12 protein-coding genes are annotated in these 23,403 nt (G+C 56.8%); 5 read left to right on the top strand and 7 right to left on the bottom strand.

Annotated elements, in window-relative coordinates; translation table 11 throughout:
• The first annotated feature begins 19 nt into the window (after positions 1 to 19).
• Entirely contained in the window at positions 20 to 1,801 is a 1,782-nt protein-coding gene (locus tag HYS22_03380) for an alkaline phosphatase family protein (GenBank protein ID MBI1909190.1), read from the top strand.
• On the opposite strand, the gene HYS22_03385 is transcribed toward HYS22_03380, so the two are convergent.
• Positions 1,752 to 2,960, bottom strand: a complete 1,209-nt coding sequence (locus tag HYS22_03385; protein ID MBI1909191.1) for a threonine ammonia-lyase — start codon at positions 2,958 to 2,960, stop codon at positions 1,752 to 1,754. The genes HYS22_03380 and HYS22_03385 overlap by 50 nt on opposite strands.
• 47 nt (positions 2,961 to 3,007) lie before the next feature.
• Positions 3,008 to 5,662, bottom strand: a complete 2,655-nt coding sequence (locus HYS22_03390) for a hypothetical protein (GenBank protein ID MBI1909192.1) — start codon at positions 5,660 to 5,662, stop codon at positions 3,008 to 3,010.
• Positions 5,663 to 5,754: 92 nt separating this feature from the next.
• Between HYS22_03390 and HYS22_03395 the strand changes: the two genes are divergently transcribed.
• Positions 5,755 to 7,083, top strand: coding sequence for an ATP-binding protein (locus HYS22_03395; GenBank protein MBI1909193.1), 1,329 nt, complete (start codon positions 5,755 to 5,757; stop codon positions 7,081 to 7,083).
• Here the strand turns inward: HYS22_03395 and HYS22_03400 are convergent.
• From HYS22_03400 to HYS22_03410, 3 genes are all read right to left on the bottom strand, one after another.
• The gene (locus HYS22_03400; protein ID MBI1909194.1) at positions 7,038 to 9,677 is read right to left on the bottom strand and encodes a hypothetical protein; all 2,640 of its coding nucleotides are present in this window, start codon (positions 9,675 to 9,677) and stop codon (positions 7,038 to 7,040) included. The two genes, HYS22_03395 and HYS22_03400, sit on opposite strands and share 46 nt — an antisense overlap.
• A 39-nt stretch (positions 9,678 to 9,716) precedes the next feature.
• Complete coding sequence (locus HYS22_03405; GenBank protein MBI1909195.1) at positions 9,717 to 12,626, bottom strand: hypothetical protein; 2,910 nt, start codon at positions 12,624 to 12,626, stop codon at positions 9,717 to 9,719.
• Between the two features lie 141 nt (positions 12,627 to 12,767).
• Positions 12,768 to 15,455, bottom strand: a complete 2,688-nt coding sequence (locus HYS22_03410) for a hypothetical protein (protein MBI1909196.1) — start codon at positions 15,453 to 15,455, stop codon at positions 12,768 to 12,770.
• 127 nt (positions 15,456 to 15,582) lie between these two features.
• Between HYS22_03410 and HYS22_03415 the strand changes: the two genes are divergently transcribed.
• Together HYS22_03415 and HYS22_03420 are read left to right on the top strand one after the other, a co-directional pair.
• On the top strand, positions 15,583 to 17,235 hold the full coding sequence (locus HYS22_03415) for a M20/M25/M40 family metallo-hydrolase (protein MBI1909197.1): 1,653 nt from the start codon (positions 15,583 to 15,585) through the stop codon (positions 17,233 to 17,235).
• 135 nt (positions 17,236 to 17,370) lie between these two features.
• Positions 17,371 to 20,205 carry a hypothetical protein gene (locus tag HYS22_03420; GenBank protein ID MBI1909198.1) on the top strand — a complete coding sequence of 945 codons (2,835 nt, stop codon included), beginning with the start codon at positions 17,371 to 17,373 and terminating at the stop codon, positions 20,203 to 20,205.
• On the opposite strand, the gene aroF is transcribed toward HYS22_03420, so the two are convergent.
• A complete protein-coding gene (gene aroF / locus HYS22_03425) occupies positions 20,182 to 21,183 on the bottom strand; it encodes a 3-deoxy-7-phosphoheptulonate synthase (protein MBI1909199.1) in 1,002 nt (333 codons plus the stop codon). The two genes, HYS22_03420 and aroF, sit on opposite strands and share 24 nt — an antisense overlap.
• 71 nt (positions 21,184 to 21,254) lie before the next feature.
• On the opposite strand from aroF, the gene HYS22_03430 reads away from it, so the two are divergent.
• Entirely contained in the window at positions 21,255 to 22,046 is a 792-nt protein-coding gene (locus tag HYS22_03430) for an enoyl-CoA hydratase/isomerase family protein (GenBank protein MBI1909200.1), read from the top strand.
• Between the two features lie 2 nt (positions 22,047 to 22,048).
• Here HYS22_03430 and HYS22_03435 read toward each other — a convergent pair whose 3' ends face one another.
• The gene (locus tag HYS22_03435) at positions 22,049 to 23,398 is read right to left on the bottom strand and encodes an aminotransferase class I/II-fold pyridoxal phosphate-dependent enzyme (GenBank protein ID MBI1909201.1); all 1,350 of its coding nucleotides are present in this window, start codon (positions 23,396 to 23,398) and stop codon (positions 22,049 to 22,051) included.
• Positions 23,399 to 23,403 lie beyond the last annotated feature (5 nt).

Consider the following 23,403-nt stretch of genomic DNA (forward strand, 5'->3'; position numbering starts at 1 on the left):
CGCTACAATCGGCCGAGACGTGAAAAGATTATTTCTTTCTCTAGCGATCCTTCTTTTCTGGCCCGTCCTGGTTCCGGCCGCTGACAAAACCATTATCGTCATCGTGAGTCTGGACGGTTTCGGGGCGAACCGGCTTTCCCCTGAGCTGAATCAAAAAGTCCTGCGCCACTATGCACAAAAGGACTCCCGCTCTTTTTTTCAAGCGCCGGACCTTCCCTTTTTAAGAAACCTTTCTCAATCGCCGGGGGTACTCTACAAAAGAAATGGCATCGCCCCGGTCTTTCCCTCCATCACCAACACGAATCATGCGAGTCTCCTGACCGGCAAACAGCCGCGCGACCACCGGCTGGTCGGAAACTATTTTGCCGAACCGGTTCCGGGGCGCGGTTACAAGATGGTTTCGTTTCAGGCCAGCGAGCGAAAGGAATTTTACGAGGAGATCCACCCTCCCGAAGTGATTCTGCAAAATTTTAACGTCGGGACCGTCTTTTGGCCCTCCACCTCCGGCCCCCGAACCCACGACCCCCGCTTCTCGATCCCAGAAATTTTCCTGCCGGATCAGGTGGCCCCCCCTTTCCGAAGTCAACAATCTTTGTTCTTCTATCACTCCTCCTTTTCCCTGGAGGAATACGCCCAACTCCTGCACGGCCAAAGCGTCGTCGGTCCAGAAGCAAGCGAGGTCCTCTGCACCGAAAGAAGCCTCCGCCCCTTGATCCTCCCGCTTTTATCGCAAATCGACTCCGAAAAATTCTACCCGCAGTTCATCGAAACGGTCTCCCGCGTAAAACAAAACTGCCCCGCCGTCTCTCCTCTCCCCCCGCGGGTCGCCCTCCGTTTTTTTCTGGATCTCTTCAACTTAAGAAAAGGGATCGAATCGGTCGAACGGATGATCCGCGAAGGGGACAAGGATCATTCCCTCCTTTTTCTCCACCTGATCACGACCGACACCGCCCAGCATGAAAACCGGGGGGTTGGTTTCAGCTTTGAAATGGCCGACAGGATGCTGGAGAAACTGAACGAGGTCCTGGATAAAACCCGAAACGGGAATCCCCTCGCACTCATTTTGACGGCCGACCATGGTGTTGCTTTTATGGAAAAGGAGATTTTTCTGGAAAAGTTTCTGATCGAATCCGGCATGATTGCCTTTAACGAGAAAAAGGGGGTCGGGTACCTTTTCGACAAGACCTGGGATGTTGCCAAGAAGGACCGTTACTACTCTTTCGAAAGCCCCGCCTATTGGAGCGGTGTGAGCGGGATGCACTACTCCCTTCGACTGAAGAAACCGGAAGAGGCTGCGAACATTGTTCGTTTGATCAGAAACGGTTCTTTTCCCGGCCAAAAACAGTTGGGGGATTGTTACTATTGGGAAAAACCGGCCCGCCTTGACTCGCAGGCGAGGCAGGCCCGCCTTGTGGCAATGTCTGAAAAACCGGTGCCGGAGGAGGTCCGGTCAGCCCTCCCCAACCCCTTTACCTTTGAGACCGCCCCCCATATTTTTTGCGTCCCCAAGGACAGCCACACCTTTTTTGCCCAGGCTAAAAAGGGGATGAACGGGGAATGGATCGAAAAAACTGCCCGCGGCAAAGGATGGCACGGCTACTTTGCGGATGAAAAATCGCCGGAATTGCGGGCCCTTTTTCTCACCACCTTCCAGGGGGATGATACTTTCTGGAAAACCTGCCTAAAAAAGGGGTTCTCTTCCGTTCAAACGACGCGCGAGGTGGTGAAAAAAATCGAAAAAGAAATTTTATCTAGATGTCTTGAGTCACCCGGTAGCCCCCCTGCCGGAGTTTCCCGATAATCTCTTCGACATGCTCCGGCCCGCGGGTTTCCAGAGTCACCGCGACCTCCGTTTCCGCATAACCAACATCGGCAAAGGCCCGGTTATGGACGATCTCCATAATATTCGCACGGGATTCGGCAATCAGACGCGTCAATCCAGAAAGCCCGCCGGGCCGATCGGAAACGAGAATCCTCAACTTAACGAGGCGGCCGTCCTTCACGAGTCCCTTTTCAATAATCCGGGAAAGGATGTTGACATCGATATTCCCCCCCGAAACAACCACCGCCACTTTTTTGCCGGAAAGATCGGTCCTCTTTTGCAAAAGGGCGGCGACACCGACAGCACCGGCCCCCTCCGCCACGGTTTTTTCCCTTTCCAAAAGAAAAAGAATCGCATTCGCAATCTCCTCTTCATCAACCGTCACGATGGCATCCACATATTTTTGGACCAACGGGAGCGTCTGTTCACCGACCTTTCTGACCGCAATCCCATCGGCCATCGTTTGACCCGGGGGGAGTTCCGGACATTTCCCCTGCCTGACCGCCTCAATCATGGAAGGAACCGCGGCCGACTGAACACCGATCACACGGATTTTTGGTTTTTTTTGTTTGACCGCGAGCGCAATGCCGCCGATCAACCCGCCACCGCCCACCGGAACAACCACAGCCTCGATCTCCGGATTCTGCTCCAGGATTTCCAACCCGCAGGTCCCCTGCCCGGCAATAATATCCGGGTCGTCAAAGGCATGGATGAAAACCCCTTTCGCCTGATCGCAAAGCCGGCGCGCCTCCCGATAGGCATCGTCATAGGTCGGGCCGTTTAAAATAACATGGGCGCCGTAACCGCGCGTGGAGGTCAGTTTGATGAGGGGGGTCCCGGACGGCATTACGATCGTTGACTGGATCCCCAAACGGCGGGCATGGTAGGCAACCCCCTGGGCATGATTCCCGGCGCTCGCCGCAAAGACACCACGCGCCCGTTCCTCCGGTGAAAGAGCAAGCATCTTATTTAACGCCCCCCGTTCCTTGAAAGAACCAGTCATCTGCAGATTTTCCAGTTTGACAAACACCCGGTTGCCGGAGGCCTCACTCAAGACCTCGGAGGAGGCGAGCGGGGAATAATAGATGGCATCGCGGGTCCGTTTGCGGGCCTCCTCAATTTGCGTGAGAGTCACCACCGCGCGCTTAGTTACGATTTTTACAAAAACAATGCAAGAAAGCTCTTTTAAGGACGGCGGGGCAATCCGTTCACCGAGGCATAGAAGTGGGAGATCCAGATCTGTCGTTGGAGTTCGGCCGCCTCCGGATCGAACGCGAGGGTCGGTTGTCCGTCGGGCCCGATAACAACCTTTTCAGGGGTATCGGTTGTGCGGTATTCCACCGTGGGGATCGGTGAATTTCTTTTTGAAAGATGAAAACCATCTCCCAGACCCTGCCTTCCGGCCCGGGCTGTGACGTAATTATCCAGATTAATCTCCCCGACATGACGCGGCCAGAGGCTCCGATAACGCTCAGCAATCCTCACAAAATGGTCCGCCTCCGTCTCTCCCGGCTGCCGATTCCAGAAAGGGCTCGCCACTTCATCCCATGCCGCAGAGGTCCTCTCCGCCGGCGTCAGTTCCGGGGCGGCCTCCCTCTTTTGCGGGGGGGCGATATACATCCTCCTTTGAGGGGCCGGCGGAAACGCCTCGACAAGAAACGGCCGATCTTCTCCATAGGCCCGGAGGATACGGATCGCCGGGTCAAACGACTCGTCCGTCCGGATCCCGTCACGGGTCACGAGCGGCATCCCGGCATGGGTCTGCAAGGCGACACAATCGCCGCGCGAATTGCCGTACGCCCCGGACTCGGCCAGCGCCCGATAGGTCACCCGGAGGAAATCGTCATAGACACCCCCGGCCCGAAGGCCATGGTAGATCACCTCGATCGCCCAATTCAGCTCCCAGGTCAGATCAACCCCCAACTCCACCCCATCCCGTCTCGCCACAAGACGGGTATAAGGGGCCCGATCGACAAGCGGTCTCGGATCGACGCCGGTTTCCATCCCATGCCGGAATGACCGATACGCCTCTTCAAAGGAATCAAAACGGCCGGTAAAATAATCAGGGTCCACACCGTTACCGTAACGGAAGGTTTCGAGATGAACCCGGCTCCTTTGATACGACCAGATATGGAGGGCCCCATTCCGTTCCTTGAAGAATCCGAATTCCTGTCTTTGACCGCTCCGGATCGCCTCCCTCACCTCTTCCACAGGGATCCCCAATTCCGAGGCCAACGCCTCGCGGGCATGGCGAAGATTCAACTTGAGCCTCTTAAAAACGGTGACCGCGGCATCCTCCACCGCTCCTCGCTCGACCGGTTCTATCCCCTCCATCAATCGTCCGTTTCGGTAGACCAGGATCGCCAGGTCTCCCGAGGCCTGGGAAAAATGGATCCGGAACCGGTCGCCGCGCAGTTCAAAATCGAGAACGACGTTTGGAAAAACCTTCACCTCTCGACCAACCGCTATCGGGAGCGACGGCTGTTTCTCTACAGCCCAGCCTTCGCGGGTCAAGGCCTCCGTCAACGTATCCAATACCTCACCGATCCGCATCGGTTCACCCGGATTCAAACGACTCGGCCCCGCCATAATTTCCAGTTCTTCCCCGAGGCGTTGACCGTCGGCAACCGCACGCGGGTAGTATTCCCCCACAAGCCAACGAAGCCAACGGGCCGCCTCCCCCCGATGGATCGCCTCATCCAGATCCCCTTTCTTGACCTCGACTCCCATATGCCGGAGGACCGCCGGCAGGAGTTCCCGATAGCGAAAACCGGAGGGATCGCTGGCCAACCCCAGAAGTTCTTCACGCCGTGTCACAACCTGTCGTGCCGTCTCCTGCGACCGGAAATCCCCCTCGATAGACCCACGGCTTCTTTCCGCCGCCCGGTAGGTAAAATGTTCGGGCCAGGGTGATCCACCCAACCCTTCGGCATCCAGAAAAAGGGCGGTCAGGTAGTAAGGGTCCCCCGCGACTCTTTGAACACCCTCGATACCACTGGCCAACAACCGTTGGGCAACCCGTTCCCCGACGATTTCGACATCGGTTCCCCTGACCATGCCACGCCGGAAGAGTCGTCCCGCTGTTTCAAAATCATGCCGACGAAGACCGAAGGCCAAGGCCGAACCTCCCTGCAACCCGATCAAAACCGCCTTTTCGTAAGAGGGATCGTCCACCCACTCCCCTCGGAGGGTCGTGAGCGCGACTGTATCTACGTAGCTGTTGGCCGCCAAAAGTCCCATTTGGGCCGTGTAGAGCGCCCGGATCTGACGTGTGGTGGCGGCATCCGGAAAAATGATATCCCCCTGACGTAGGCGGGCCAAAATCCTTTCGCGACCGACCCCGACACCGATGTTGGCCAGGGCCAGGGCGGCCCCCACCATGACCAGCCGGTCCCATTCTCTTTCCTCTTCGGTCCCCTCACCCGTAACCAGTCGCACCCCGGAACGGGCGCTCTGCCAGCCGATACCGGCGAGACCGGCATACGCAACCCGGCGGAAGGCAATGGGGGTGGCAAAAGGGGCGGTAAATCGACTGGCCCGGCTGAAACCGGCACTCTGAAAATAGGGGTGGGCCCGATAAAGAAGCGCCCCCGTCATCCCATAAGCGGACGCTCCCAGAGAGAGAAGATCCACCGAGGAAACAAACGTGGACCCATTTTTTTCAACCCTTGGGTGAAGCACCCTTGTGGAAGGAGAGAGGAGAGTGTTTGGAGACTCTTCAGCCCCTGAATAAGTGGGAACGGAAGGAGGCTCGGGCAGGGCCGAGCCGGATCCCGGGGCCAAAAACCACTGGCCTACCGGATCGGAAGGACCCGCATCAACCTCTCGAGGGGAAGCCATAGGCCGAACCGGTATCGCGGTCCCCTCAAAAAGGTTGCGGGATTAGGCATCCGTCTTGACATACCGTTATTAAAATATTATCCTCATCTCTGATGAGGTTTTTTATAAATCAAAAAGAGTCTAATAATATTAATATATTAGATGGCGATATTTCTGTCGCTGAGGCCTCTTCAATCTGGGGGAAAGAGGATCTATTCAAAAAATCATCAGTTGACTTGAGGATCTTCAAAACCCCTTTCGGATCGATCTCGCTCCTTTATGGCCCCCGACAGATAGGAAAGACCTCCTCACTCAAGCTCTTTCTCTCGCAACTGGAGGATTCTCAAACGATTCTCTTTACCGACTGTTCCGCCATCCTGAACAAGACCGACCTCTACCAGCACCTCTTCGGTCTCATCGCCGGAAAGACAACGATCGTCCTTGACGAGGTTCAGGAGGTGGAGGGGTGGCATCTTGCCCTCAGATCCCTTCACTCCGAGGGACGACTCAAAGAATGCCGGATCTGGTGCACCGGGAGCGAGGCAAGGTATTTGATCGAAAGTGGAGAGCGCCTTCCGGGAAGGCGTGGCGAAGGGAAAACCGTCTTTGCACGCCCCTGGAGTTTCCGGGAATTCATGGATTTTTTTCACCGGGATGAAACCATCCCCTACCGGAAGATCAACTTCCAACATATCAACCAGCGGTGGCTGGGCGAGCAGAGGGTGGACTGGTCTCCCTTTTGGCAAAGCTACTGCCTGACAGGGGGGGTCCCGAAAGCGGTCGGCACCTTTCACAAGAACGGGAATCTCCCGGACACCCTTTGGAGAGTCTATGTCGATTGGATACTGGGGAGTTGGTCAAAGATGCGAACACCGGAGAGGAGTCTCTCCTCGCTTGCCCGGAGACTCTGCGAAACTTTAAACAGCCGCGTCGGCTACGAATCACTGAAGAAAGGGACCGATATCCAAAGCGCCAATACGATCAAGACCCTCCTCAACATCCAGGAAGACCATTTTTCGATCCGCGTTCTCCCCCGATACGATCTGCAAAGGGGTAAATTTCTCCCCTCAAAGTTAAAGAAGATCTATCCGCTGGACCCCTTCATGGCTCGCGTCTTTGCCGCCATCGGCTGGAATCTGAGACGCCTGTACGACGAATCGCTCCCCCCTTTAAGACTGGACGAATGCGCCTTTTTGACCCAGATGACCCGCTGGATTGACCCTCCCGAAGTAAGCTACCTCTACAGCGAAAAGAGCCAGTCCGAGGTCGATTTCTATTTTGAGGAATGCGGTTTTGAGCTTAAATCAGCGGGAGACCCGACCGCCAAACAACGGGAGATTCTTAAACTTTGCCCTCACGCGTTTGTCCTCACAAAGGAGAAGATTCCTCTGATGGCCTACCTGATCGGTGAAGAAAGAGGCCAGCCGTTGGCGGAGGCATGAAAGAGGGAGGCCCAGACCCTTCTCTGGAAATTGACCCCCTCCGGGTCGATCGCCAGATACCTGTTGCCATCGGGACCTTTCGTCATCCTCTCCGGTGTATTGGGGACACGGAATTCAACTGTCGGCGGAGGCCTGAGCCCGTTGGTAATATGCAAGAGGTCGCTTAACTCGGCTGTGTGAGGGCCTTCCACTCCCCGGGCCAACCGGCTCTTGGCCCGGGCCTTGATCAGATTATCCAGATTGATCGCCCCGAAGTGGCGCGGCCAGAGGACTTCGACCCTGCGGGCGATCCTGACGAAATACGCCTCGTCCGTCTCCCCAGGTTTAGGGTCCCACCGAGGCGACATGATCTCACCAAGCGCCTTCCCTTCATAAACAGAAAGGGGGAGTTGCGACTGTTCCGGAGAAGGCACCCGCGGATGGGCGATATACCTCCGCCGTTGGGGAGCGGGGGGGAAGGCGGCGACCAGAGGGTCCCAATTTTCTAAAAACCTTCTCACCACCCGGACCGCCGGGACAAACGATTCTTCCGTATCCAAACCATCCTCCGTACGCGGCGTAAAGGAGTGATGCGCCTGGGCCGCGGTGCAATCCCCACGGCTGGTCCCGTAGGCCCCCGCCCGTGAAAGGGCTTCGACACTGTCTCTCACGATCGCGTCATAAAGAGGGCCCGGTTTGATGTCATGATAGATCAGCTCAATCGCCCAAAGGGTCTCCCAGGTAAAATCGATCGTGACCGCCGCATCCCCCTCCTGAATGACAATCCCGTCATACCTCAGATCGGTTTGGAGATTCCTCGGCTCCGTCTCCATCGATTGCCGGAGGGCGTAATAGGCCTCCTCAAAGGTGTCGTATTCCCCCCGGAAATAAGGGTCTCCCGCATCTTGCAGGGGACTCAAGAAAATGCGTCCTTTCGATTCCCCTTCCTTCACAAAATGCCAGGGATGAAAACTGTTGTTTAAGTCACGGAGGCTTCCTTCCAGACTGACCCGGCCGCTCCCCATCGCCGACTCCACCTCTTCCGGTTTCACCCTTAAATAGTCGGCCAGTTCCTCAATCGCATGCCTCCGATTGGTCTCAAAGCGTTGCCAGACAACCTCCCTGGCGTTATCGACCTCCCCCCCCTGCAAGACATCAATATCCAACAATCTCCTTTCCCCCCGATTCATTTCATAGACAAGGAGCAAGGGGTCTCCCGTTCCCTGATGGACGATGACACGGAAATCCCTTCCATTCACGGGAAAATGGTAGTCGGCGGTGACGTAAACCTTGACCCCCTTCCCTACCGGAACCGGTCCGGTTTCTTTCAGCCGGATCGTTCTTCCCTCCCTCTCCAGTCCCTTCGCAACAATGGACAGGAGTTCATCCATCTCCATGGTGGTCCCCGGATGGAGAACGCTCGGTCCCGGCATCGCCTCCACCTCCAGGCCGGATCGCTGGTTCAAGCCAACGACACGCGACGAATAGTAGCTCTCCGTCAGCCATCTGAGCCAGCGTCCCGCCTCCCAGCGTTGGGCCGCCGCCTGAAAGTCCTGTGTCGTCACCTCCCGTCCCATCGACCTTAAAACCGCCTGCAGGGTCTCCTCCGGTGGAAAACTGCGCGGGTCGTTCAAGACACCCAGCAGAGGACGCCCATCCGGTCCGGTCCCGTTCATGATCTCTTGCGCAACGAGTTGCGAGGCAAAATCTCCTTCGCTCTTGCCACGGCTGTTCTCCGCGGCACGCCAGGTGTAATGCTCCGGCAACCCCTCGGCATGAAGGAAAAGGGCCGTCAGCCAAAATGGATCGCTCGCCAGATCCTGGGCGGTCACCCCGTCGACCACAACCCCGCTTCTGATAATCCTCTCCGCAACCGCTTTACCGACCGCCTCGACATGACGATTATCCAGCCGTCGGGCCCAGAGTTTCACCTGCTCCAGATCGCGCCGCCCGACGCCAAAGAGGAGTGTAGCTCCCCCCTGGAGACCCAGCATCAAGGCGGTCTCCAGCGATGCCTCCTCACGCCATCTTTCATGAAGATGGGTCGCGGTCACGGCATCCAGGGCAAGATTCGCCCCGATGGTTCCCGCCTGGGTATAGGCAAGCGTCTTGATCTGACGGACTGTTGCCGCCTCGGGGAAAAGAACCCCTCTCTTCGCCATCCCAGTCAGGATTCTCTCTCTCCCGATCCCGACCCCGACATTCATCGCCGCTGTCCCCATCGTCGCCAACAAAAGCCAATTGAGAACCGGGTCTGGCCCCCCTTCTTCAAAGATCAATTCTTCAGCCGCCCGTCCGGTTTGCCAGAGGAGCCCAGAGATCCCGATCCATCCGGCGTTTCGGAAGGCACGATAGTCCGCGTAGGGACGAAACCGGTGATACCCGGCCCCCAGCACACTGTAACCAACCGCCCCGGTGGCAATCAGGTCGACGGCCCTGATACCGGCCGGTTCCTTTTTGACGACAACTGACGGCTTTGCAGGAGGGAACGATTCGTAGCCGGGGTAAGGGGGGACCGGGGCTGGTTCCGGAAATTCCGGTTTGGGGAGGGAATCCGCATGCGCCTCTCCCAAAAACCACCGACTGACACGATCTAAAACGACAGGGGGGGTCATACGGGGTCGCTTATCGCCGTCTCCTTTGGAAAGTTGTGTCTATTTCCCCGTCTCCGGGATGGCGAGCCCATGAACGATATTGGACAGCGCCAGATAACGGTTCAAAAGCAGAAAGAGTCTTTTGTCCACCTGGTCCGATCTCGCTTCAACGAGCACCAACTGCGGCCTCATCAAACTGGAATACGCCTCCGGGACCGTCTTGAAACCGGCCTTTTCGGCATCGGGCAACAACGCCTTCTCGACCAATGCAAAATCGTGCCGGATACGCTCGACAAAGGCCCGCGCCTCTCTGACGCGGGGGTGCCCTTCCCTCAATCTCCAGCTCCCTGTCGGGGTTTTTTCAACAGCCTCCAGACGGGTCAGGACCTCTTCCGGAATACCGGTATCTGTCAAGGGAACGGAAGTCGAGACCCCCATTTTTTCAAATTCGAGGACAACCCAGGCGGTCAACGTCACCTCTTCCCAGCGACCGAGCGATTTTACGACACGATTGGCCTCCATCGAGTCAATTGCGTAAGGCCTGATCTCCTCCAACCGCTCCATCAACCAAAGGCCGTTGTTCGCCCCCTCGGGGGAATTGAGGAGAAACCAGGTGGCGAACTCCTCCTGCAACAGCTCTTCGGGTGAGAGCGGTTTTCCACCAAAAATCTCCTGATCATAAATGCCGGGGGTCGCCGCCGATTCAGTGATGCCGCTATACAACGCCACAAGGGGAGCCAGTCTTGGAACCACCTCCCCCGTGTAGCGATCGATCCAGTCCCCCAGGGAACCGGTTTCGATCCCTTCTCTGGCGGCAAACGTCACCAGGGCACGGAGGTGGGTCAAAAAGAGGGCCCCCTGATCCGGCCCTTCCTCAAAAACCTGCCCGCTTCCCTGACTGATCGCCAGGGGTCTTTCCACCTGCCTCCGGAAGGCCTGATACCCGGCTTCCTCCTGGGAAGAAGCTTCTCTTTGCTCCAGGAGACCGGCGGCATCCTCCTCAAGATTGAGGCCAATCCGGATGATCTGATCCGTCACCGAACGGTGGACCGCCGACCGCGACCTTTTTTTAAAATCCTCCGAAAGATTTTCGAGACTCTCTTCCAACGGTTCCGAAGGACCGAGTCCGGCCAGGAAAAGGGCGGAATGGGCGAATAGGTTCCCCCTTTCGCCGCCGGGGACCAAAAAGATTTCGTAATCTTTCTCCGCACGACGGGGATCGGTCAGACTCCAACCGATCGGAGAGGGGACAAAAAACTGGCCGCGCGGCAACGATTCCCCTCCGGAAAACGGATCAAATTCCTTTTTCCAGGCACTGCCGGCAAAAAGAGGGTAGCGGACACGCCACCCTTGGGTGAAGCACCCTTCGGAAGAGGGATCCTCTCTTAAAACATCCCGCACGTAGGCCTCAACCGCTTCCACCCAACTGGACCCGGAGGCCCCGATGTTAAAGGGATCCACCCCCCAGGCAGAAATCCCCCCCGGAATCCGGGAGGAGGCTTGGAACGAGGAGAGGATCATCGCGGCCGCCGCATAGGCAATCGCCTCTTTTTCATGCTGACCTTGCAGGGAGGCGACACCGGTCCGTTCCCCAACGGTGATCTTTCTCGAAAGCTCCTCGATCTCCGGCCTGTTCCTTCTCACACCGTCAGCCCATTGCGCCAAGGCATGGATTTCTCCAAAACTCAAGGCGTCCCATTTCTTCTTTGGGGGGAGCCCTTCTACAGAAACGAGTGGCGGAAAAACCTCCGCAGGGGCGAGCGGGATGCCGGCCTCTTCAAACCTCTCTCGTGGGACAATCACCGTTTCGGCAGAAAGGGTCGGCAACCGTCGGACCCAGGCGGCAAACCGGACCTTGTCCTTCACCACCAATTGTCCAAACTTTTTTGTCTCCCCACCTACCCTTCTTTCTTCTTCCTGATAATCAAAGATCCGACGGACTTCTCCCACAATATCGGGATGAGGAGCCGCCTCCGGCACCCAGGGGTTTTCCGCCTTCCAGAGGGAGATCACCCAGGAGCGAAGATCGGAATCGAGCTCGGTAAATAATTTCTCCAATGCCTCCGGTCTGTCCAAAAGGTCGGCTGGGGCGGGGGGGTCAGGAGAATAGATCGTTGCGCGGTCCGCCAGATCGAGCAGGACCACCTGCACCATTGTCCCGATCCGGAGGAGTGTGTCTTCCAGACGCGCGTATTGATAAAGCTCCGGTTTCCCCCGGTGATTAAAAAGACCATCATGCACCGAAGGGATCGCCCGATGGGCAAACCAGAGGATCGGTTTCTGCCAGGACCAAAAGAGGTGATCGCTCAACCAGGCCTGTTGGGAACGATAGACATGTTCATCGATGGCAGGGGTATAAACTTCCCCGAGGGGGCTTTGTGATTCCCAGGCCGCGTTGACCAGCAAGGCGGCCCCTTCCACCAGAAAGAGACGACCGACGGTATTCCCCCCATAGCGGCCGACGGCACCGACCCGCGACGCCGCCGCCGCGGGAAGACGACGGACAAGCGGGGCCCCGAGAAAACGCCCCGCTCTTGCCAGCACCGATTTTTCACCCCGCGCCAGGAGATCCGCCCCACCGAGCCACCAGACCCCACGGTCGGCGACCCAGGCCAGATTGTTCTCCTGATCGATACCGCAAAAATCCTCAATCTGTCCCGGGGCTCCGTAAAAGAGCGCCCCGTAACCGAGCAGTCGGGAGGTCGGCCCGCTAACCGGGCTCGCGAACCCGTGGCCGATCTTCCGGCCAAAACCGGCGACCCCACTCCAGAGCGATTTCATTTTTTTACCGACGGCAACAAGGGGTGCTCCACCCAAGGCCGGAGAAATCGCCGCCTGCCGGTAGGAATCCGGGAGAGGTTCAATCGATTGAAGATCGTCACTGCGGAAAAGAGGCTCTTCCGGCAGGCAGGCTAACACCGGTTCCGGGAAGACCGGTTTCGGGGCAACAGGACCACAATAATCAGCCATCGGGACTCCTCTTTAGCGGGGGCCCCGTACTCCGCCTCAGGTGGATCCGATGGCCCCCGTACCCCCGCGTTCACGCCGGCAAAGCCGGACGTTCACTATAAATCGTCCCTATTTTCGACCGTTTGGCCTCAAAGTTGCGGCTTATTTGCGCGAGATGCCGACCCGGGAGGGGTGGGACCGTTCCAGCGTCTTCCCAGAGGAGACGGCCTGGAAAAAAGCGGCCCAGACCCGCCTTTGGAAGGCCAGTCCCTCCGGATCGACCACAAGATCGGGGTTCCCATCGGCACCCACAACCAGTTTCTCCGGCGTATCCCGTGTCCGGAATTCGACCGTTGGGGGAGGATTACTGCGGGAAACCAGTTTCAGCTGAGGGTTCGGATCACCCGCCACTCGGGCACGGGCGGTTACAATGTTGTCGAGATTAATCTCCCCCGTATGACGGTCCCAAAGGACGGCGATCCGCTCCCCGATCCGGACAAAATAATCGTCATCCCCCTCGTTGGGGTAGCGGCTCCAAAAGGGTCCTTCCACCTCGGCCCAGGCCTCCGCTACTTGCGTCTTGGGGAGGGCCGAAGCCTCCCTCTTGCGGGGGGGTGAGATATACATCGATCTCTGGGGGGCCGGCGGAAAGGCCTCCACTAAATCGGCCCGATACCGTGAATAGGCCCGTGCGACACGAACCACCGGTTCAAAAGGTTTTGACGGATCGGCCGGATCGATAGACGGAGGAAAGGAAAGATGATTCTGATGAGCCATGCAATCCCCTCTGTGACACCCGTACGCCCCGGTCTCTTCAAGAACACGATAGGTTGTTGTCATCAGCTCATCATACAAACCGCCCGCCCGCATCCCGTGATAGAGCAACTCGATTCCGCCGATCCAATCACGGCCGAATTCAAGTTCCACGGGGGGATTCGGACTAAAACCGTCCCGTGCCAAGGCAAGACGGGTGTGCGAGGCGTTGTTCACAAAAGGACGAGGATCCACCAGTCTTTCAAGCCCGGCACGGAGTTGCACATAGGCCTGCTCAATATCAGCAAAAGAACCGTCACCCGGTTCCTCTCCGGCCTCCTTCCTGACAACCCCCAGGAAATATTCGGGATCCTCCCCTTCCGCATACCGGAGACTGTCCCAGTGAACACGTCCCGCCGCTCCTTCAGTCGGCCGAAAACTCCAATTGTGCAGATTCCCGGAGAGATCCTTTAAGAAACCATTGTAGTCGGTGGTACCCTCCTTGATGGCCTTCTTCACCTCTTCCGAAGAAACTCCCAGGCGTCTGGCCAAAACCGCCCGCGCCTGTTTCAGGTTCACCTTGAACCGTTTAAAAACCGTAATCGGGGCGTCATCGACAGGCCCCAGTTCTCTGGGGGTGATTTTGATAAAACCGTTATCCACAAAGGCATAGAGGATCGGGTTTCCCGAGGCCTGGGAATAAATAATGCGACATTGGTGTCCGCCGACACGGAAACTCACAATGGCATTGAGATAAACCTTGGACCCCTTCCCCATCCGGATTGGGTTGGCCGGCAACCGGGTTGCCACCCACCCCTGGCCTTGCAGTGCCGACATCAATTCCGTCATGATCTCGTCGATCTCCATCGGATGTCCGGGGTTCGAACGGCTCGGGCCCGGCATGAACTCCACCTCCTCCCCTACCCTCAGGCCGGCAAGAACCGCCTGGTCATAATATTCATCAATCAACCATCGCAACCACCGCCCCGACTCTCCCCGCTGAACCGCCTTCTCCAGGTCTTTTTGCCGGACCTCCCGCCCCATATGCCTCAAGACGGCTGGCATCATATCGGCATAAGGGAAACTCCGCGGGTCCTGCACAACCCCCAGGAGCGGACGACCGTCCGGACCGGTTTTCTCAATAATCTGGCGGGCCACCTGCATCCGGCTCAAATCCCCTCCGATCACCTGCCCATGGCTCCTCTCCGCCGCACCGTAAGTCAGGTGTTCCGGCAGTCCTTCCAGGTCCAAAAACAACGCCACCAGATAATAGGGGTCACTGGCGACATCCTGCGCGGTTACCCCATTGACCCGGATGCCGCTCGCCAGAATCCTTCGGGCCACCGTCTCCCCGACCGCCTCGACATCCCAAGACTGCCGCCGCTTGAACCAAACCTTGGCCCGTTCCAGATCGTGACGGCCGACACCAAACAAGACAACAGAGCCTGCCTGGATACCGAGGGCGATCCCGTTCTGCCAGTCCGGTTCCTCACGCCACCGCTCCCTCAAGTGGGTAGCGGTCAGGGCGTCAAATCCCAGATTGACAGCCCCAAGACCGATCTGGGTGCCGGTCAGGTAGCGGAGCTGTGCCACCGTTGCCGCATCCGGAAAGGCCAACCCTCCCTGGAGAACACGGTGGACTATCCGTTCCCGTGCCATACCGACGCTGACGTTCATAACCGCAAGCCCCATCCCCCCAACCAACAGGTAGTTGAAAACAGGATCTTCCCCCCCCTCTTCAAAAAAGAGTTCGTATCCGGCATGCCCCGCCTGCCAGCCGAAACTCCCGAGTCCGATGAAACCGGCGTTACGGAAACGGGCATAATTGCCAAAATACCCGTTCGGTTGGAATCGGCGTGAAGCGGCCGCCACAAGGGCATAACCCCCCCCCACCTGGGAGAGCCAGTCGGCGGTCTCTCTCCAGACAGGAGGAGGTACGGCGGGAGGAGGGGGGAGGGGAATCGGCTTCGGCGGCGCCCCCTCAAATTCCCGATAAGGGGCCACCTCTTCCGGTTCAGGAAGCTCACCGGCGGGAGGAGGGGGGAGCTGGGCCAGAAACCAGCGTCCAACGTTATCAGCAGGGGTCGGTGGGGCCATAGCTATAACACCGTGCCCTGTATCGTCTTTCTCCCCCAAAAGTTGTGTTTTTTAAGGGGGGAAACCCCTCTTTTTCTAGCAACTTCCTCCCAGATCCTCCGATTTAAGGGGGTACAGAAACCATCCTATGGGTGAGCCGAATACCATCAATCAGAGTGTCCCCATTTCCAGCATCCCGCTCCCTCCCGATGCCACGCCGGAGCAGTACAGTTCGATGGATAGAAACGGAGACCGAGTCATCGATTTTCAGACAGAATACCTCCTCGCCGAACAGGGGAGGTTATTCGCCAACCAGCCGGCGTTGTTGGGGGCGATCCGAACCGCCTTTTTCGGGAATGATTTTGCCGGCTATACGTTCCGAACCGCCAATCCGGGAAGAACCACCGAGATGATCTTCGAAAACAGGGAAACCCTCGAAGTCAAGAAAGTCCGGATCGGGAGTGACAACCGGTGGACCGAAACAACAACCTCCCCCAACAGTATTCTGACAGAGCCGGAGACACGGAGAAAAATGATCCGGTACCTTCGGACCCTCGTCGAAACAACTTCTTACAGTGAAAACCCCGAGGGGGTTAGCCATGTTATCGACACCCTGGATCCCGCTTTCCAGGCGCTCCGATTCACCACTCAGACGATCCGACCGGAAGATTATCCCGCTGAATTTGTCTGTGACGAGCAGGGACGTGCGGAGCCCAAAAAACGGACCGTTGGCAACCATTTCCTGGCCAAACGAAAAGGACGAGAGGGGGCGATCCCGATCCTTCTGGTCGGGCACACGGATACGGTCTACCCCCTCAAAAGGGTGGAGGAGGGGGGGTTCATCCGGATGGAGCCGCAGGGTACCGACAACCCGGGTATTCCTCGCTATGTGGGACCTGGCATTGCCGATATGAAGGGAGGGATCGTTGTCATCCTCTTTACCCTCTATACTCTGGACCAGTTGGGCTTTCTGGATGATTTTGACGTAACCGTTTTTCTGGGTAGCGATGAGGAGATCGGTTCGCTCGATTCCCGGAAACATATTGAAAGATTGGCGGCCGGCCAGGCCGGCTGTTTTGTCTTTGAAAGAAACGCCGGGGATTCGATGGCGATCGAACGGCAGGGAATCGGACATATCCGCCTCCTTTTTGAAGGAAAATCGGCCCCCTCCTCCAAACCGGGAGAAGGGGCCAGTGCGATTCTGGAAAGAAATTTCACCGAACTAGCAGTGGACGCCCTGAACAGGGAGTATCAAAAACGGGCCCAGAGAGATAAGTCTTACCGCGGGATTCTTTTTAATATCGGACGGAGTCGCGGCGGTACCGGGGCGAATACGGTCCCCAGTTGCGCCGATACCTTGATTGAGGTCCGCTACGAAAACCGGTCCCAAGAGGCCCTTATCCGGAAAGACCTGGCAGAAATTGTCGCCAAGGTTGACGTTCACACGGCCGAGGGAAAACCGGTCGTGACCAAACCGGACATCCAGTTTCACCGTCCTCCCAAAAGGGATACCCCGGAAACCGCTACCGCCTTTGAGAGGGCGAGAGGACTCTTCGCCCTTTATGCACGGGAATCGACGAGGATCACCGGCAGACCTTTCGTGGAAAAACCGGAGGCCGGTGCCGCGGACGGCAGTATCACGCAAGCGGTCGGTTGTCCTACCCTCGATTCCGTCGGCGTTGAGGGAGGAAGCGTCCACACGCCGGGTCAAAGGATCGAGTTTATGGATACCGCCAGCCTCTTCAACCGAACTGAAATTATGGTCCATACACTGGCTCGAATTCGGGAAGAACGTCGTTAGACTGTTCTCATTTTGATAAAATTCTCATTTTGAGAACGGTTCTCCTTTCTTCCTCGTTACAACCAAATGATTTAACTCTGTTTTTTAGTCAGTTTCTCCGTCTCCCTGGCATCCCTCTTGCATCTCTAGCAAGGTATGTCCCTCCGAGCGGTTCTCTTGACTCTTTTTGTCAGCCTTCTTCTCGCCGCCTGTGTGGAGAAAGAGGTCGAATATGTCACGGTCGAAAAAGAGGGGGGTTCTGGTTCCCCCAATAATCAGACCCCTGAGGGGAGTTCTCCCCAAGGCAATTCACAAAATAACGGCCTCCAATCTTACTCCGGGGGGATTCTCAAATTCAGATTGATCGGCGCCGACGGTTCCCCCTCTTCAACGGCCAGGACGATTGAGGTCCTGAAAGGTTCCGAGGTCACCCTGGAATGGGAAACCGAAAAACCATTTACCGCCTCACTCCTCAAGGATAATGAAACCCTCGCCTCTCCGCTCCCGGCCCAAGGCTCCCATACGGTCACTGTGGACAAGGATGCGATCTACTCCCTCGTCATTCCCGGAAAGGAAGGGATTCAGGCCGCCACCCTTGCGCTGAAAGTGACCAACACCCTCTGTCTGGGGCAACCCAACTGTAGCACCAATATTGGGAAACAAAAGGGGATCGGTTATACCTACTATCAACCATTTGCCTGCCAGAAACCGGATGGAACGGTCTGCGTCATGCTGGCCGATGCCGGAGACCACCGGGTCCTCCGCTGGTGTGGCGATAATATCCAAAAAGGGGAGCCAGATCTTGTTTTAGGGCAAACCGATTTCTATTCTTCGGCGGCCAACCGCGGCGGCACCGCTCACCTGGGGACATTGAGCGAACCCCGCGGCGTCTGGTGTGACGGGCGAAGGGTGGTTGTTGCCGACACCAAGAATCACCGCGTCCTGATCTGGAACCGTTTTGAGACGCTCCAGAACGGCGATGCGGCCGACGTGGTGATCGGTCAACCGAACCCGCAGTGGAATCTGCCAAATCAGGGGGGAGGACCGACCAACAAGTCGCTCCGGAGTCCCACCGGGGTCTGGGTGGACCCTCCCACAGGATCGCTCTTTGTGACCGACTCGGAAAACCACCGGATCCTGATCAAGAGAAACTGGCCCACAACAGACGGTCAGGGCTTTGACGTCGTGATCGGACAGGCTAATTTCATCTCAGCCGCCCAGAACAGGGGGGGCGGGGATACCGGTCCCGCCGCCAACAGCCTCTTTGCGGCCCATGGGGTCTCCACCTTCAACGGGAAACTGATCATCAGCGACTCCTGGAACAACCGGGTCCTGATTTTTAACCAGATCCCGCAGGAGAACGACGCCTCAGCCGACTTCGTCATCGGTCAACCCGGTCCTACCACAAACAATACCAATAATGCGGGGCGATGGTTACACCCCTTCAACACCATCGACAAGGAGAGGGGGATCCCCAACGCCACAACCCTTGTCTACCCTGTCTCGGCCTACGCCACGGAAGAGGGGTTGTGGGTCTCCGACCACCTCAACCACCGGCTCCTCCGGTTTCCGATCGACTTCACAGCCAATCTCCAGTCTCCGGAGGTCCCTCGGTGTGTTGATGACAATAATGTCCCCCTGAACAACGACACGGGAACCCCCCTTTGTCCTGTGGCAGACCGGGTCCTTGGCTTCGAAAATTTTACACAGAAAAATCAGGACCTTTTCCCGGAAGGAACCCTCTACCGGCTCAACAAGACCCTGACGCTTTCCGCCGCGACAGCGCCTCCTGTAGGGTGCCGACTCTTCGTGGCTGTCGCCAACTCGAGTGTGCGCGAGTTCAACCTCTGTGAAGAAGGGAATAACCTCACGGCCGTCGGGCTGATCGGCCAGCCCCGTTATGATTCCCGTGGAACCAATCATGCCCTTCCCTCAGCCTCGCTCATCAACAGTGCCCACGGTATCTGGGCCGACAGGAAAGGGGTTTGGATTACCGATCCGGAAAACCATCGGGTGATCGGTTACAAGGGAATTCCCCTCTTCTCCGGGGCCAAGGCCTCCTTTGTCCTGGGACAGGCGGATTTTGAAAAAGACCTCTCCCAACAAGGGGAGGCCTCCCCCAACCGGGAGACGATGGTTTTTCCCCAATCGGTCGCGGCCGATAATTCACGGATCTATGTGGCTGGCGGCAATAACCGAGTCCTCATCTGGGGGAGAGACCCAACCACAGGGGCCCCCAGTGGCCCCCCTCAGATCCTCGGTCAGTCCAGTCCGACCGACGCGGCCGACCCTCCCCTGACCAACCCGACCTGCGGGCGGTTCAGCCCAAGTTCCGTGGTGAGTGACGGCCGACAGCTCTGGGTGATGGATACCGGAAAATACCAAGGCGACCCCACCAAAAGACGCTACCGGGTCTTGGGTTTCAGTCTGGAATCATTCAATACCCTCCCGCCTGAGGGGGGGCTTCTTACAGCCACCCGCCTCTTCGGGGAAAGGGATTGCACCACCACCGGCTCGGGGAGATTCTATATCCCGAGGCATGCCTTTTCGGATGGGACACGTTTGCTGATCAGCGACACCCCCAACCACCGGGTCTTCTATTATGAAACTATCCCCGAAGACCCGATGGCCCTCCCCACGGCGACGATCGGCGTCGCCAATCCGGACGGCCGACCGACCGCCTTTTCACTCAATCTCCCGGATTCGGCCGTCTTCTGGAAAAATCTGATCTTCGTCGCGGATAGTGGAAACCACCGGATTCTTGTCTTTCAGAAGCCGGCGGCTGACAGGCCGAGCGCCATTGCGGTCCTAGGTCAGGACAACATGACCTTGAACTTCACCAACGGGAACAGACCGCTCTCCGGAGACGGCTTCGCCTGGCCCCGACGCCTCTGGATCGAGGGAAACCTCCTTTTCATCGCCGATAATGGCAACCAGCGGGTGGTCGTCAAAAATATCGAAGAGTTATTAAGCAGGTACGGAACGGAGTGAGGCGACCAGTTCTTCAAACTGCCGGAAGTTGAGCGATTGGTACCCATCGGAAAGGGCCTTGGCCGGTTCCTTGTGGACTTCAACGATAATCCCATCGGCCCCGACGGCGATCGCGGCCCGGGAGAGGGGGGGCACCAAACTGCTTTTGCCGGTCCCATGGGAAGGGTCAACGATGATCGGGAGGTGAGAGACCTCCTTGATATAGGCCACCGCATTCAGGTCGAGCGTATTCCGGGTGGCGGTCTCAAAGGTCCGAATCCCCCTTTCACAAAGGACCACCTGCTGATTGCCACCCGCCAGGATATATTCTGCCGCTAAAAGAAATTCCTCGATCGTCGCCGCCATCCCCCTTTTGAGCAGGACCGGTTTTTTGATTTTACCCAACCGTTGAAGCATCTCAAAGTTTTGCATGTTCCTGGCCCCGACCTGGATCATATCGGCATGGGCGACTACCTCATCAAAATATTCCAGATGCAAAAGTTCCGTGACCACCGAGATCTTGTGCCGGTGGGCCCCCTTCTGGAGAATTTTTAACCCCTCCACCCCCTTCCCTTGAAAGGCGTAGGGGGAGGTTCTTGGTTTGAAGGCACCGCCCCGCATCGCCTTGACCCCCAGCCTGGAAAGAAATTCGGCCGTCTCCTCCACCTGCTGTTCCGACTCAACACTGCAAGGACCGGCAATAATGACAGGTTGGTTTTTTCCACCAAAGACCGCCCCATGGGGCAACTTGACCGTGGTATCCTCGGCCTTCCATTCCCGCGAGACCAACTTGTACGGCTTGGTGACATGGATAATCTCTTTGACCGCATCATTCGGCGGAATTGTCGATTCATCGATGTAACCGGTATTCCCGCGGATCCCGATCGCCACCCTCTCGGACCCCGGGAGAAAGTCGGGCTTGTGCCCTGCCCGCTTGAGGTTCTCCATGATCTCATCGATCTGGGCCTGGGTGGCATCTTTTTTGAGGACAATGAGCATGAGGGTCTTTTCGTATTTGAAAGATGCGAAGATCTCAAGTATGAAATAAAATGAACTTTAAGGAGGTTTCTATGGATCAAACCAATGCCGTTCTTTACCAGAGAAAAGGAACCGTCGCCGAAATCACGCTCAACCGTCCCGAGTCACTCAACGCGATGAACCTCGCCCTCATTGAGGGTTTGTTTCAGGCAGTAAAAAAGGCTGAAGAGGAAAAAGGACTTCGTCTGGTTGTTCTCAAGGGAAGCGGTCGTTGTTTTTGCGCCGGGGGGGATATCAAGTTTTTCAGGTCCCAATTGGAATCGGAGACCCCGGTCAACAAAGAGATGCCCGACCGACTCCACACCATGATTGAAAAACTAAGGGCGCTCCCTCTGCCTGTTTTGGCCTCTATCCATGGTTCGGCCGGAGGGGCAGGAACGAGTCTGGCACTCGCCTGTGATCTCGTCGTCTGCGCCGATGATGTGAAGTTCAATCTTGCCTACTGCCGGATCGGTCTTTCACCGGATGGAGGATCCACCTATTTTCTCCCCCGTCATGTTGGGCTTAAAAAGGCGATGGAGATTTTTTTGGCGAGCCAGAACCTGACAGCCCAAGAGGCCCTCGCCCTGGGTTTGATCAATAAAATTGTCCCGGCCGCCGATCTTCAAAAAACAACCGAGACCATCGCCGAGATCATTTCTTTGGGGGCGACAGAGGCCTTCGCCCGGACAAAAAAACTCCTGAACGCCAGTTTTCACAACAGCCTTCACAACCAGCTCTCGCTGGAATCAGAGATGATTGTCGAATCGGCCCGGACCCATGACTTTCGCGAAGGGGTCACCGCGTTTCTTGAAAAGAGGATGCCTGAGTTTAAAGGAAATTAATCTTAACAAACAGTCAAAGCTTTCTTGAGATCAAGGACTAAATCGTCCGCATCCTCAAGACCGATCGATAGCCGGATCCCCCCCGGTTCGATCCCCTTTTTGGTTTTTTCTTTTTCCGGCAAGGCCGAGTGGGTCATCGAAAACGGATTTTCAATCAAGGTCCGGATCTGTCCGAGACTGACAGCGAGCGTAATCGTGTAGGCCTTTCGGGCCACATGATCGATAAACTTCTCTGCGGCCTCGTTCCCTCCCTTTGTGGGTGAACCACCCTTGGGTGAACCACCCTTGGGTGAATCACCCTTCTCCTTCAAGACAAAATAGATCATACTCCCGGGGGCAAATCGCCCTTCGTAATCGGTCATCTGTCGCTGGGCCAGTTTGTATTGCGGAAAACTCTTGAGCCCCGGGTAAGAGACCCTGGCGACCTTTGGGTGATTTTCCAAAAAAGAGGCGATCTTGAGCGCCGTCTCCTCCTGTTTTTTCATCCGGAGCTGGAGCGTCGGCAGACCATAAACAAGGATCGGCCAGGCACTTTTGGGAGAGATCACAGCCCCAAAATCTTTTCGAAACAGAAAGAGCGGGCTTTCATATTTTTCGGACGTCATCACCGCCCCCCCCATGTCGGTCCCGAACCCACCAATATCCTTCGTTAAACTGTGGACAACGATATCGGCTCCCATCTCCAGCGGCCTCTGGCAAAACGGTGTGGCAAAGGTGTTGTCGATCACCATACTGATTCTCTCCCTCTCATCCCGCTTGGCATTGGCCCGGTTAATCACCTCGCGAATCTTCCTGATGTCGATCAGTTGAAGGTTGGGGTTGATCGGGGTTTCAAAATAGACGACACGGGTCTTGGGGGTGATCCTTTTTTCAAACGAATCTTTGGTCAGATTGGCAAAACGTGTCTTGATTCCAAACCTCGGCAACCAGTTGGTTAGCAGACTGTAAGTACAACCGTAAAGGATCTCATGCGCCAGAACTTCATCCCCCGCTTTTAGTAAAATACAGCAGGCGGCGGAAACAGCCGCCATGCCGGAAGAAAAGGTGACCGCAATTTCAGACCCTTCGGCATACGCCAGATTTTCTTCCAGCAACCCCCGCGTTGGTTCATCCAAACGGTCATAGATGTAGATCGGCACCTCTCTTTTTTTATGGAGATGGTCACAGGCAAATTCAAAGAACCCCTTGGCCCCCCGTTGCGAGGTGTCCAGACGGAAGGCGGCCGAGGAGGTAATCGGAGGAATGACATGATGTTTGTACTCCCACTTGTCGGTATGAAACTTGCCATGAATCAGGTGAGTCGACTTTTTGTAGTTGGCCAAGTCCGACAGGTCTTTTTTTTCACGTGCCATAAGGA

Source organism: Deltaproteobacteria bacterium (genome assembly GCA_016177765.1).
Lineage (GTDB): Bacteria > UBA10199 > UBA10199 > JACPAL01 > JACOUP01 > JACOUP01.

Bases quoted from the DNA above. Each gene is read 5' to 3' on its own strand.
- HYS22_03390 (MBI1909192.1), bottom strand. From the start codon at position 5,662: ATGGCTTCCCCTCGAGAGGTTGATGCGGGTCCTTCCGATCCGGTAGGC.
- HYS22_03395 (MBI1909193.1), top strand. From the start codon at position 5,755: ATGAGGTTTTTTATAAATCAAAAAGAGTCTAATAATATTAATATATTA.
- HYS22_03400 (MBI1909194.1), bottom strand. From the start codon at position 9,677: ATGACCCCCCCTGTCGTTTTAGATCGTGTCAGTCGGTGGTTTTTGGGA.
- HYS22_03405 (MBI1909195.1), bottom strand. From the start codon at position 12,626: ATGGCTGATTATTGTGGTCCTGTTGCCCCGAAACCGGTCTTCCCGGAA.
- HYS22_03410 (MBI1909196.1), bottom strand. From the start codon at position 15,455: ATGGCCCCACCGACCCCTGCTGATAACGTTGGACGCTGGTTTCTGGCC.
- HYS22_03415 (MBI1909197.1), top strand. From the start codon at position 15,583: ATGGGTGAGCCGAATACCATCAATCAGAGTGTCCCCATTTCCAGCATC.
- HYS22_03420 (MBI1909198.1), top strand. From the start codon at position 17,371: ATGTCCCTCCGAGCGGTTCTCTTGACTCTTTTTGTCAGCCTTCTTCTC.
- aroF (MBI1909199.1), bottom strand. From the start codon at position 21,183: ATGCTCATTGTCCTCAAAAAAGATGCCACCCAGGCCCAGATCGATGAG.
- HYS22_03430 (MBI1909200.1), top strand. From the start codon at position 21,255: ATGGATCAAACCAATGCCGTTCTTTACCAGAGAAAAGGAACCGTCGCC.
- HYS22_03435 (MBI1909201.1), bottom strand. From the start codon at position 23,398: ATGGCACGTGAAAAAAAAGACCTGTCGGACTTGGCCAACTACAAAAAG.